Annotated in this window: 10 protein-coding genes; 7 read left to right on the top strand and 3 right to left on the bottom strand. The window is 55.2% G+C overall.

The features are described from left to right. Positions 1-29: 29 nt before the first annotated feature. Positions 30-2,660 carry a leucine--tRNA ligase gene (leuS, locus tag Q3O06_RS06225; protein ID WP_301818116.1) on the bottom strand — a complete coding sequence of 877 codons (2,631 nt, stop codon included), beginning with the start codon at positions 2,658-2,660 and terminating at the stop codon, positions 30-32. A gap of 264 nt (positions 2,661-2,924) precedes the next feature. Here leuS and Q3O06_RS06230 point away from each other — a divergent pair, with 264 nt between their 5' ends. From Q3O06_RS06230 to ppk1, 3 genes are all read left to right on the top strand, one after another. Further along, positions 2,925-3,440 (top strand): outer membrane protein assembly factor BamE, encoded by a 516-nt coding sequence (locus Q3O06_RS06230; RefSeq protein ID WP_301818117.1) that lies wholly within the window; start codon positions 2,925-2,927, stop codon positions 3,438-3,440. 6 nt (positions 3,441-3,446) lie between these two features. Continuing rightward, the gene (locus tag Q3O06_RS06235) at positions 3,447-3,890 is read left to right on the top strand and encodes a murein L,D-transpeptidase (protein WP_301818118.1); all 444 of its coding nucleotides are present in this window, start codon (positions 3,447-3,449) and stop codon (positions 3,888-3,890) included. A gap of 168 nt (positions 3,891-4,058) precedes the next feature. After that, positions 4,059-6,116 (top strand): polyphosphate kinase 1, encoded by a 2,058-nt coding sequence (gene ppk1 / locus Q3O06_RS06240; RefSeq protein WP_301818148.1) that lies wholly within the window; start codon positions 4,059-4,061, stop codon positions 6,114-6,116. A 415-nt stretch (positions 6,117-6,531) separates the two neighbouring features. Here the strand turns inward: ppk1 and dnaN are convergent, their stop codons facing one another. Both dnaN and dnaA read right to left on the bottom strand, forming a co-directional pair. Continuing rightward, positions 6,532-7,635: a DNA polymerase III subunit beta gene (dnaN, locus tag Q3O06_RS06245; RefSeq protein WP_301818119.1), complete on the bottom strand. Its 1,104-nt coding sequence runs from the start codon at positions 7,633-7,635 to the stop codon at positions 6,532-6,534. A 79-nt stretch (positions 7,636-7,714) separates the two neighbouring features. After that, positions 7,715-9,271, bottom strand: coding sequence for a chromosomal replication initiator protein DnaA (gene dnaA, locus Q3O06_RS06250; RefSeq protein WP_301818120.1), 1,557 nt, complete (start codon positions 9,269-9,271; stop codon positions 7,715-7,717). Between the two features lie 426 nt (positions 9,272-9,697). On the opposite strand from dnaA, the gene rpmH reads away from it, so the two are divergent. From rpmH to yidC, 4 genes are all read left to right on the top strand, one after another. After that, a complete protein-coding gene (gene rpmH, locus Q3O06_RS06255; RefSeq protein WP_002214728.1) occupies positions 9,698-9,832 on the top strand; it encodes a 50S ribosomal protein L34 in 135 nt (44 codons plus the stop codon). Between the two features lie 2 nt (positions 9,833-9,834). Then, complete coding sequence (rnpA, locus tag Q3O06_RS06260; protein WP_301818121.1) at positions 9,835-10,200, top strand: ribonuclease P protein component; 366 nt, start codon at positions 9,835-9,837, stop codon at positions 10,198-10,200. A 64-nt stretch (positions 10,201-10,264) separates the two neighbouring features. Next, positions 10,265-10,486, top strand: coding sequence for a membrane protein insertion efficiency factor YidD (yidD, locus tag Q3O06_RS06265; RefSeq protein ID WP_002214730.1), 222 nt, complete (start codon positions 10,265-10,267; stop codon positions 10,484-10,486). 172 nt (positions 10,487-10,658) lie between these two features. Continuing rightward, positions 10,659-12,299, top strand: coding sequence for a membrane protein insertase YidC (gene yidC / locus Q3O06_RS06270; RefSeq protein ID WP_301818122.1), 1,641 nt, complete (start codon positions 10,659-10,661; stop codon positions 12,297-12,299). The last annotated feature ends 43 nt before the right edge of the window (positions 12,300-12,342 follow it).

Genomic DNA, 12,342 nt, shown 5'->3' on the forward strand with positions numbered 1-12,342 from the left:
CCGTATGGCTAAACCTTAAAAGCAGCGGCTTAGACGACGATATTCACCAAGCGTCCGGGAACGACGATGATTTTCTTCGCGGCCCTGCCTTCCATGAATTTCACCGCGCCTTCGGTGGCGAGTGCGGCGGCTTCGAGGTCGGCTTTGGAGGCGTCGGCGGCAACGGTGATTTTGCCGCGCAGTTTGCCGTTGACTTGAACCATGACTTCGATTTCGGATTTGACCAAAGCGGCTTCATCGACTTCCGGCCAGCCTGCCTCCCACAGTTTCGCGCCGTTCAATTCGCTCCACAGGGTTTCGCAAATGTGCGGCACAATCGGCCACAACAGGCGTACGGCGGTTTCCAATACTTCTTGGGCGACGGCGCGACCTGGTTCGCTGACGGTGTCGGTTTTGTCGTATTGGTTGAGCAGTTCCATCACGGCGGCGATGGCGGTGTTGAACTGCTGACGGCGGCCGTAGTCGTCGCTTACTTTGGCGATGGTGGAATGCAGTTTGTGGCGCAGGTCTTTGAGTTCTTTAGACAAACCGTCTTGGCTGCCTGCAAACGCTTTGACCGCGCCGCCTTGTTTCAGGTATTCGTAAACGGTGCGCCACAGGCGGCGCAGGAAGCGGTGCGCGCCTTCGACGCCGCTGTCGCTCCATTCGAGGGACTGTTCGGGCGGTGCGGCGAACATCATGAACAGGCGGGCGGTGTCCGCGCCGTAGGCGTTAATCAGTTCTTGCGGATCGACGCCGTTGTTTTTGGACTTGGACATTTTTTCCGTGCCGCTGATGACGACGGGCAGTCCGTCGGCTTTCAGGACGGCGGAAACAGGGCGGCCTTTGTCGTCAAAAGTCAGCTCGACATCGGCAGGGTTGATCCAGTCTTTGCCGCCTTTGTCGTTTTCGCGGTAGTAGGTTTCGCAAACGACCATGCCTTGCGTGAGCAGGCGTTCGAACGGTTCGTCAACATTGACCAAGCCTTCGTCGCGCATCAGTTTGGTGAAGAAGCGCGCGTACAGGAGGTGCAGAATCGCGTGTTCGATACCGCCGATGTATTGGTCGACCGCGCCCCAGTATTTTGCGGCTTCAGCCGATACCATGCCGTCTGAAAACTTGGGCGACATATAGCGGAAGAAATACCAGCTCGATTCCATGAAGGTGTCCATGGTATCGGTTTCGCGTTTCGCCGCACCGCCGCAGCATGGGCAGGCGGTTTCGTAAAATTCGGGCATTTTTGCCAAAGGCGAACCCATGCCGTCAGGTACGACGTTTTCAGGCAGGACGACGGGCAGTTGGTCGGCCGGGACAGGTACGTCGCCGCATTTTTCGCAATGGACGATGGGAATCGGGCAGCCCCAGTAGCGTTGGCGCGAAATACCCCAGTCGCGTAGGCGGTATTGGGTTTTCGGTTCGCCCGCGTCTTGGCTTTGCAGCTTGGCGGCGATGGCGTCGAATGCCGTCTGAAAGTCCAAGCCGTCCAAGTCGCCGCTGTTGACCAATACGCCGTTTTCTTTGTCGCCGTACCATTCTTGCCATTGGTTTGCGTCGAATGTGTTGTCGCCGACGGCAATGACTTGTTTTTTCGGTAGATTGTATTTGGTAGCGAACTCGAAATCGCGTTCGTCGTGCGCCGGAACCGCCATGACCGCGCCGTCGCCGTAGCCCCACAATACATAGTTGGCAATCCACACTTCCAGCTTGTCGCCGTTGAGCGGGTTGACGACGTAGCGGCCGGTCGGCACGCCTTTTTTCTCCATCGTCGCCATATCGGCTTCGGCAACGGAACCGGCTTTGCATTCGGCAATAAATGCCTGCAATTCGGGTTTGTCGGCGGCTGCGGCGGTTGCCAGCGGATGCTCGGCGGCAACGGCAACATAAGTCGCGCCCATCAGCGTGTCGGGACGGGTGGTATAAACTTGCAGGAATTTCGCGTAATCGCCTTCCAAGCCTTGTTTGCTGTCGTCTGAAACAGTAAAGCGCACGGTCATGCCGCGAGATTTGCCGATCCAGTTGCGCTGCATGGTTTTGACTTGTTCCGGCCAGTGTTCCAGCTTGTCCAAGTCGTTGAGCAGCTCTTCGGCGTAATCGGTGATTTTGAAGTAATACATCGGAATTTCGCGTTTTTCGATCAACGCACCCGAACGCCAGCCGCGCCCGTCGATGACTTGCTCGTTGGCAAGGACGGTTTGGTCGACAGGATCCCAGTTTACCGTGCCGTTTTTACGATAGACGATGCCTTTTTCAAACAGCTTGGTAAACAGCCATTGTTCCCAGCGGTAGTATTCGGGTTTGCAGGTGGCGACTTCGCGCGCCCAGTCAATCGCAAAACCCAGGCTTTTAAGCTGGGTTTTCATGTATTCGATGTTGTCGTAAGTCCAGGCGGCGGGGGCGACATTGTTTTTCATCGCCGCATTTTCCGCCGGCATACCGAACGCGTCCCAACCCATAGGCTGCATGACGTTGAAGCCGTTTAAAAGTTTGAAGCGGCTCAATACGTCGCCGATGGTGTAGTTGCGCACATGCCCCATATGCAGCTTGCCGCTGGGGTAGGGGAACATGGAGAGGCAGTAGTATTTGGGTTTGGAAGCGTCTTCGGAGACGTTGAAAATACGGGCATCGTCCCATTTTTTCTGCGCCGCAGGCTCGATGGCGGCGGGCTGGTAATGTTCTTGCATGGTCATTCTGTTTTTCGCTTGAAAACGTTAGGAATTTAAAGGAGGAATTATAACAGGTTGCCGATGCCGGCGAATCGGCAAATTGCCGGCAGGATGCGTAAATTCGCACGCGCATCATTCCGTATGCCGTACAAATACACCGCGTTTACTGATACGCACGTTTTTTATGCTAATATTACAAACCAAAATCAAACGTTTAAACTCCCTGTAACAAGTCTGCCAAATCAGACGGCAAACAGGTATCAGACAAAAAGGACTTTGCACATGAAAACAAAACAAATCGTTAAACTTGGCTTAGCAGTATTGGCAGCCGGCGTTCTGTCTGCCTGCGCAACCAAAAGCAACGTCAAAGCCGACGGCACGACCGACAATCCGGTTTTCCCGAAACCCTATTCCGTAACGCTCGACAACAAGCGCGGCACATTCCCGACTTATGACGAACTGGATCAGATGCGTCCCGGCCTGACCAAAGACGACATCTACAAAATCCTGGGTCGCCCGCATTACGATGAAGGCATGTACGGCGTACGCGAATGGGATTACCTGTTCCACTTCCACACCCCCGGCGTAGGTACCGACCCTGAAAACACTTCCGGCGTAGAAGGTATTACTACCTGTCAATACAAAATTATTTTCGATAAAGACAAATTTGCCCGCAGCTTCTACTGGAATCCCGTATTCCCGAAAGATGCCGTCTGCCCGCCGCCCGCACCTAAAGCCGAGCCACAAGTCATCATCCGCGAAATCGTGCCGGCAAAACCGAAACGTATCCGCCAATAATCCAATATGCCGTTCCGCCTGTTTTTAGGGATATTATGCTGCCTGCCAATAGTTGCTCCCGTATATGCACAGGAGCAACCGGATGCGGTCAGTGCTTATATTCAAAAGAAAAAAGTCATCGTAAACACATCCAAAGCGGAACTCTGTTTTGCCGATGACCATCAGTGCCATCCTGTCCTTATCGGCGTTTCCACACCCAAGGGAACGTTCGGGCTGACGCTGAACAGTACCGACAAGCCCGGATACGGCGGCGAAGTTATCGGCTTCAAACAGGAGGGCGACTTTCTTTTCGCCCTGCACCGCGTTTGGAATCAGATACCGTCCGAAAGACGGAGCGAACGTATCGCATCTTCGGTTGTGTCCGACAGGATTATGACCAACGGCTGCATCAACGTAAGCGACGCGGTATACGAAAAACTGCGCCATTATTTTGTATTGGAAGTGATTTGAAACAGACGGATACCGCACGCGCCGGTATCCGTTTTCACATTGCCCCGATGCCTGAAACAGACTGTCCGCCACGTCATGCCGTCTGAAACCGGCGCAGGTGCCGCCAAGCCTTCAGACGGCATTGTCCGCCTGCTCCGACCGAACAACAACCATCTTTGGGAGAACCTTATGCACGAACAAAACCGCATCCTCTGCCGAGAACTGAGCCTACTGGCATTCAACCGCCGCGTGTTGGCGCAGGCGGAAGACAGAAACGTCCCCCTTTTGGAACGCCTGCGCTTCCTGTGCATCGTGTCGTCCAATCTTGACGAGTTTTTCGAAGTCCGCATGGCGTGGCTCAAGCGTGAAAACAAGCTGCACCCCCGGCGCAGGCTGGACAACGGCAAAATGCCGTCTGAAACCATCGCCGACGTTACCGAAGCGGCGCGCTCCCTGATACGGCACCAGTACGACCTGTTCAACAACGTCCTTCAGCCCGAGCTGGTGCAGGAAGGCATCCATTTTTACCGCCGCCGCAATTGGACGGGCGCGCAGAAAAAATGGATCGAAGACTATTTCGACCGCGAACTGCTGCCGATCCTGACCCCCATCGGACTCGACCCTTCCCACCCCTTCCCGCGCCCGCTGAACAAATCGCTGAACTTCGCCGTAGAACTCGACGGCACGGACGCGTTCGGCAGACCTTCGGGTATGGCGATTGTCCAAGCACCGCGCATCCTGCCGCGCGTTGTCCCCCTGCCGTCCGAACTGTGTGGCGGCGGACACGGCTTCGTCTTCCTGTCGTCCATCCTCCACACCCACGTCGGCAAACTCTTCCCGGGCATGAACGTCAAAGGCTGCCACCAGTTCCGCCTCACGCGCGACAGCGACTTGACCGTTGACGAAGAAGACGTGCAAAACCTCCGCGCCGCCATTCAAAACGAACTGCACGACCGCGAATACGGCGACGGCGTGCGGCTCGAAGTCGCCGACACCTGTCCCGCCTACATCCGCGACTTTCTGCTCGCGCAATTCAGGCTGACCGCCGCCGAACTCTATCAGGTCAAAGGTCCGGTCAACCTCGTACGCCTCAACGCCGTCCCCGATTTGGTCAACCGCCCCGATTTGAAATTCCCGCCGCACTCGCCGGGCCGTCTGAAAGCCTTGGGCAAAAACAGCCCAATCTTCAATTTGGTGCGCCAATCGCCCATCCTGCTGCACCACCCCTACCAATCCTTCGATCCCGTGGTCGATATGATACGCGAAGCCGCCGCCGACCCCGCTGTGCTTGCCGTCAAAATGACGATTTACCGTACCGGCACGCGCTCCGAACTCGTCCGCGCCCTGATGAAGGCGGCACTGGCGGGAAAACAGGTTACCGTCGTCGTCGAACTGATGGCGCGTTTTGACGAAGCCAACAACGTCAACTGGGCGAAACAGCTCGAAGAGGCTGGCGCACACGTCGTGTACGGCGTATTCGGCTACAAAGTCCATGCCAAAATGGCACTCATCATCCGCCGCGAAGACGGCGTGCTCAAGCGTTACGCCCACCTCGGCACGGGCAACTACCACCAAGGCACATCGCGCATCTACACCGACTTCGGCCTCATCACCGCCGACGAACAAATCACCGCCGATGTGAACACATTGTTCATGGAAATCACAGGCTTGGGAAAGCCGGGCCGTCTGAACAAACTCTACCAAAGTCCGTTTACCCTGCACAAAATGGTCATCGACCGCATCAAGCAGGAAACCGAACACGCCAAAGCCGGCAAACCGGCGCGGATTACCGCCAAGATGAATTCGCTCATCGAACCGACCGTCATCGAAGCCCTGTATCGGGCAAGCGCGGCAGGTGTGCAAATCGATTTGATTGTGCGCGGTATGTGCACCTTGCGCCCGGGTGTAAAAGGCCTGTCCGAAAACATCCGCGTCCGCTCCATCGTCGGCAGGCAGCTCGAACACGCGCGCGTGTATTGCTTCCACAACAACGGCGCGGACGACACCTTTATTTCCAGCGCGGATTGGATGGGGCGCAACTTCTTCCGCCGCATTGAAACCGCCACGCCGATTGCCGCGCCCGAACTCAAAAAACGCGTCATCCGCGAAGGTTTGGAAATGGCACTGGCAGACAATACGCACGCGTGGCTGATGCAGCCGGACGGCGGCTATATCCGCGCCGAGCCTGCCGAAGGCGAAAGCGAAGCCGACCTGCAAAACGATTTGTGGGCACTGCTCGGAGGCTGACCCGCACCGCCCCGATCAAAAAACATGCCGTCTGAAACTTTTCCGTTTCAGACGGCATGGTTTTGCAGCAATCCAAACAGGGCGGACTGGAGTCAAAAACACACCTTCGCCATTCCCGCACAAGCACTTCCCCTGTATGCTCCCAACCCCGATCCGCCGCATTCCGGACGGCATTATAGTGGATTAACAAAAATCAGGACAAGGCGACGAAGCCGCAGACAGTACAGATAGTACGGAACCGATTCACTTGGTGCTTCAGCACCTTAGAGAATCGTTCTCTTTGAACTAAGGCGAGGCAACGCCGTACTGGTTTTTGTTAATCCACTATACCTTTCCGACAGCCGAACAAAACCCCGAATCCGTCTGCACGGTTCGGGGCATATCTCCAATACGGGCATCGTGTTCCGGAGAACCGTCAAATCCGCATCGGCATCACAATATATTTGAAATTCGGATTGTTCGGCACAGTAAACAGCGTCGAGCGGTTGGCGTCGCCGAAAGCAAGCTGCACATCGTCGGAATGAATATTTCGCAACACGTCCATCAGATAGCTGATATTGAAACCGGCTTCCAATTCCCCGCCCTGATAGGCAATCTCGATTTCTTCGCGCGCTTCTTCCTGCTCGTTGTTACTGCACACGACGCTCAACAGGCCGGGTTGCAGGAACAGGCGCGCGCCACGGAATTTTTCGTTGGCAAGAATGGACACACGTTCCAGCGCACCCAAAAGTTCGGCACGGGACAACACGAAAATCTTGTCGTTGTCCAAAGGAATCACGCGGTTGAAATCGGGGAATTTGCCGTCGATGACCTTGCTGACGATGGTCGTGCCGTTGCATTGGAAACGCACCTGTTTGTCCAGCAGCTCGATTTGAATCGGATCGTCGGGGTTGTTCAACAGTTTGAACAGTTCCAGCACCGTTTTGCGCGGCAAAATCACTTCGGCGCGCGGCAAATCCGCATCAATCGCGCAGGCGGCATAGGCAAGGCGGTGTCCGTCGGTCGCCACAAGGCGCAACTGGCCGCCCTCAACCTGCATCAGCAGACCGTTGAGATAATAACGGATGTCCTGCACCGCCATGCTGTACTGCACTTGCGACAGCATGGTTTTGAAACGCTCCTGCTCCAGTGAGAAAGTCGCGCTGATGTCCTCGCCGACATTCATCATCGGAAAATCGGCGGCAGGCAGGGTCTGAAGTGCAAAACGCGATTTGCCCGCCTTCAGCGTCAGACGGCTGTCGTCCCAATCCAGCGACACCAGCGCACCGGCAGGCAGTGCCCGTAAAATATCCTGAAATTTCTTGGCATTGGTGGTGATGCGGAAGTCGCCCGCGCCGCCCTCGGGACCCGCAGTGTCGATTTGGATTTCCAAATCGGTTGCCAAAAGCTGGGTCTGCCCGCCCCTGCCCCCAATCAGGACGTTGGACAGGATGGGCAGGGTGTGGCGGCGTTCGACGATGCCGGTAACGGCTTGCAGCGGCTTGAGCAGGCTGTCGCGCTCGGCTTGTAAAATCAACATTTTCGCTCCTTAAATCGGTTGGATTTCTTACCCTTCGGACGGCATGGGCAATGTCATGCCGTCTGAAAGGCGTGTCCGGTCAGTTTTGAATCAGAATCAGCAGTTTCTCATAATCCTGCGCCAACTCGGGGTCTTCCTCGCGCAGTTTCGCCACCGCCCTGATGCCGTGCATGACGGTCGTATGGTCGCGTCCGCCGAACGAATCGCCGATAGACGGCAGGCTCAACGTGGTCAGCTCTTTGGTCAGGCTCATGGCAACCTGACGCGGACGGGCAATGTTTCGTGTCCGTTTCTTACCGAGCACATCGCTGATTTTGATACGGTAATATTTGGCAACGGCATCAATAATGATATCGGCGGTAATGACCTTATGCTTCTCGGCAATAATGTCCTGCAAAGCCGTACGCGCCAAATCGATATCGATAACCGGCCGGTTCATAAAGCGGCTGCTCGCACTGACACGGTTAAACGCACCTTCCAATTCGCGCACATTGGAACGGATCAGGTTGGCAATAAACAATGCCGCCTCGTCTTCGATGCTGATACCCGCCGCCTCTGCCTTTTTCTGCAAAATGGCGATGCGCATTTCCAATTCGGGCGGCTCGAGTTCCAAAGTCAAACCCCATGAGAAACGGGATTTGAGACGGTCGTCCATGCCTTCGATTTTGGCAGGCAATACGTCGCACGTCAGGATGAGCTGTTTTTTCTCGTTGTGGAAATGGTTGTACAGATAGAAAAATTCTTCCATCGTACGGTCTTTGCCTTTGATGAACTGGATGTCGTCGATAATCAGCAGGTCGTATTGCTTGTATTGCTGTTTGAACACGTCGTAAGTGTTGTTGCGCACGGCTTTCATGAAGCTGCGGATATAATCGTCCGAATGCATATAGCGTACTTTCGCGTCGGGACGGTTTTTCAAAAGCTCGTTGCCGATGGCTTGCACCAGGTGGGTTTTGCCCAAACCCGTGCTGCCGTACAGGAAAAACGGGTTGTAACTCTGTCCCGGACTTTCCGCAATCGCCTGCGCCGCCGCCGCTGCAAGGCGGTTGCCCTTGCCTTCGACCAATGTGCCGAACGTGTAATCGCGCGACAGGTTGGTCTGCTCGTAACGCGCCTCTTCCGCACCGGCCTGCGCGTCCGTCCGTGCTTTGGCAACTGCCGCCGATTCCGGACGGGAAGCAGGTTCGGCAGTATGGCGCGGCTCATGCGGGAGGTTTTTCATACGTTCTGCCAAAATATCCGCCGCCGTTTTCGACGCAGCGGGTTTGACAGGCTCTTCAGACGGCAGCTCGTCCAACAGAACCTCCTGCACGGGCATCCCCTCCGACACCGCGTGCAAGGACGGCTCGGCAGGTTCGACAGCACCTTCAACCGCCGCCATCTCATAACGCACGCCTTCTCCCGGTTTGAATACGAAGGCGGAACGGCCGGCAGCCAACTCTTCCCTCACTGCTTCTATTTTTCCGGCAAACTGGCTCTTGAGCATATTGCAGGCAAACTGGTTCTTGCCGTACACCACCCATAGCCCCCCCTCCTCACCGACGGTAAGGGGCGCAATCCATTGCGCAAACTGCCCGTGAGGCAACATATCGTGAAGACGGCGGAGGCACAGCGGCCAAAACTCTGCTAATGTCATGGATAGGCTCGAATCTGTAAAAATGTTTCAACACACAGGGCGACACATAAAGCGTCGCCCTGTGTGTTGCCCTGATTTGGAAGGGGTTACGCCCCTCTCAAATAAATTCTGATTCTACCGCCCTAAAAGGCGGGGTTTCAACCGAAAAGGAAATACGATGAAATCGAAAATAAAGAAAATATAATATTTTCAAAAAGAAAACAAATCTTCTGAACGCGCATCGGTTCAAAATGCAGCGAACCGATTATACCGACTCGCCGATATTTTATCCACAACCCGTGCAAAAATTTATCCACAGAAAGGCGGCAGAAATCCGCAGGCAATCGGGCAATCCTCCTGCAAAGTTTCTATATTGATTGACAAAAGCGGCAAATTGGAGTGTAATTCACGGTTTAATTATCTACCCATTCTATTTTAGGAAACATTATGAAACGCACTTATCAACCTTCCGTTACCAAACGCAAACGCACCCACGGCTTCCTCGTGCGCTCCAAAACACGCGGCGGTCGCGCAGTACTGGCAGCACGCCGTGCCAAAGGCCGCAAACGCCTGGCGGTGTAATTTTGGACTACCGCTTCAGAAGGCAGTACCGCTTGTTGAAAACGGATGATTTTTCATCCGTTTTTGCATTCAGAAACCGCCGCAGCCACGATCTGCTGCAAGTTTCGCGTTCAAACGGCAACGGGCTGGGCCATCCCCGCATCGGTCTGGTGGTCGGCAAAAAAACCGCCAAACGCGCCAACGAGCGGAACTATATGAAACGCGTCATCCGCGACTGGTTCAGGTTGAACAAAAACAATCTTCCGCCACAGGATTTCGTCGTGCGCGTCCACCGTAAATTCGACAGGGCTACCGCAAAACAGGCAAGGGCGGAACTGGCACAACTCATGTTCGGCAACCCCGCAACCGAATGCGGGAAACGGGTATGATTAAAACGGCACTCTACAGGCAAGGTTCAGACGGCAACGGGTTTCCCATACAAGGAACATCCCGATGAATTTCCTATTGTCCAAACTCCTGCTGGGACTGATACGGTTTTACCAATACTGCATCAGCCCGCTGATTCCGCCCCGCTGCCGCTATACGCCGACCTGTTCGCAATACGCGGTCGAAGCGGTCAAAAAATACGGCGCATTCAAAGGCGGCCGGCTCGCCATCAAGCGCATTGCACGCTGCCACCCTTTCGGCGGACACGGACACGACCCCGTTCCCTGACCCGACGCAATATTCAAATTGCACGCTTTCCTTTTATTTCCCATCGGTTTCTATATAATGCCGTCTGAACCTTCGGGCTGGCGGCACGACCGCCGGGTATAAAGCCCGCCCTTATTCCCCGTCTATCGGAACACGCAACCTGCGGCATTTCCGACCATTCAGGAAACTCTATATGGATTTTAAAAGACTCACGGCGTTTTTCGCCATCGCACTGGCGATTATGATCGGCTGGGAAAAAATGTTCCCCGCCCCCCAAACCGCGCCCGGACAAGCCGCGCAGCAACAGCGGCAAACCGCCGCAACCGCTTCCGCCGAAGCCGCGCTCGCGCCCGCAACGCCGATTACCGTAACGACCGACACGGTCAAAGCCGTCATCGACGAAAAAAGCGGCGACCTGCGTCAAATGACCCTGCTCAAATACAAAGCAAATGGCGACGAAAACAAAGCATTCACCCTGTTTAACGACAGCAAAGAATACACCTACGTTGCCCAGTCCGAGCTTTTGGACGCACAAGGCAACAACATTCTGAAAGGCATCAGCTTTACCGCTCCGCAAAAACAATACAGTCTCAACGGCGACAAAGTTGAAGTTCGCCTGAGCGCGCCTGAAACAAACGGACTGAAAATCGACAAAGTCTATACCTTTACCAAAGACAGCTACCTCGTCAACGTCCGTTTCGACATCGCCAACACCAGCGGCAAGCCCGCCAACCTGAGCGCGAACTACCGCATCGTACGCGACCGCAGCGAACCCGAAGGTCAAGGCTACTTTACCCGCTCTTTCGTCGGCCCGGTGGTTTACACCCCCGAAGGCAAATTCCAAAAAGTCAGCTTCTCCGACTTGGACGACGATGCCAAATCAGGCAAAAACGAAGCCGAATACGCCCGCAAAACCCAAACCGGCTGGCTCGGCATGATTGAACACCACTTCATGTCCACTTGGATTCTCCAACCCAAAGGCGGACAAAGCGTTTGCGCCGCCGGCGACTGCCGTATCGACATCAAACGCCGCAACGACAACCTGTACAGCACCAGCGTCAGCGTTCCCCTTGCCGCCATCCAAAACGGCGCGAAATCCGAAGCCTCCATCAACCTCTACGCCGGCCCGCAGACCACATCCGTCATCGCAAACATCGCCGACAACCTGCAACTGGCAAAAGACTACGGCAAAGTACACTGGTTCGCCTCCCCCCTCTTCTGGCTCCTGAACCAACTGCACAACATTATCGGCAACTGGGGCTGGGCAATCATCGTTTTGACCATTATCGTCAAAGCCGTACTCTACCCGCTGACCAACGCCTCTTACCGCTCGATGGCAAAAATGCGCGCCGCCGCGCCCAAACTGCAAGCCATTAAAGAAAAATACGGCGACGACCGTATGGCGCAACAGCAAGCCATGATGCAGCTTTACAAAGACGAAAAAATCAACCCGCTGGGCGGCTGCCTGCCCATGCTGTTGCAAATCCCCGTCTTCATCGGCTTGTACTGGGCGTTGTTTGCCTCCGTAGAATTGCGTCAGGCACCTTGGCTGGGCTGGATTACCGACCTTAGCCGCGCCGACCCCTACTACATCCTGCCCATCATTATGGCGGCAACGATGTTCGCCCAAACCTATCTGAACCCGCCGCCGACCGACCCGATGCAGGCGAAAATGATGAAAATCATGCCTTTGGTTTTCTCCGTGATGTTCTTCTTCTTCCCGGCCGGTTTGGTGCTCTACTGGGTGGTCAACAACCTCCTGACCATCGCCCAGCAATGGCACATCAACCGCAGCATCGAAAAACAACGCGCCCAAGGCGAAGTCGTTTCCTAGATGCCGCAGCATGAAAGATGCCGTCTGAAACCTGTTCAGACGG

Source organism: Neisseria maigaei (genome assembly GCF_958267405.1).
In the GTDB taxonomy this organism is placed as follows: domain Bacteria; phylum Pseudomonadota; class Gammaproteobacteria; order Burkholderiales; family Neisseriaceae; genus Neisseria; species Neisseria bergeri.

Bases quoted from the DNA above. Each gene is read 5' to 3' on its own strand.
- leuS (WP_301818116.1), bottom strand. From the start codon at position 2,660: ATGCAAGAACATTACCAGCCCGCCGCCATCGAGCCTGCGGCGCAGAAA.
- Q3O06_RS06230 (WP_301818117.1), top strand. From the start codon at position 2,925: ATGAAAACAAAACAAATCGTTAAACTTGGCTTAGCAGTATTGGCAGCC.
- Q3O06_RS06235 (WP_301818118.1), top strand. From the start codon at position 3,447: ATGCCGTTCCGCCTGTTTTTAGGGATATTATGCTGCCTGCCAATAGTT.
- ppk1 (WP_301818148.1), top strand. From the start codon at position 4,059: ATGCACGAACAAAACCGCATCCTCTGCCGAGAACTGAGCCTACTGGCA.
- dnaN (WP_301818119.1), bottom strand. From the start codon at position 7,635: ATGTTGATTTTACAAGCCGAGCGCGACAGCCTGCTCAAGCCGCTGCAA.
- dnaA (WP_301818120.1), bottom strand. From the start codon at position 9,271: ATGACATTAGCAGAGTTTTGGCCGCTGTGCCTCCGCCGTCTTCACGAT.
- rpmH (WP_002214728.1), top strand. From the start codon at position 9,698: ATGAAACGCACTTATCAACCTTCCGTTACCAAACGCAAACGCACCCAC.
- yidD (WP_002214730.1), top strand. From the start codon at position 10,265: ATGAATTTCCTATTGTCCAAACTCCTGCTGGGACTGATACGGTTTTAC.
- yidC (WP_301818122.1), top strand. From the start codon at position 10,659: ATGGATTTTAAAAGACTCACGGCGTTTTTCGCCATCGCACTGGCGATT.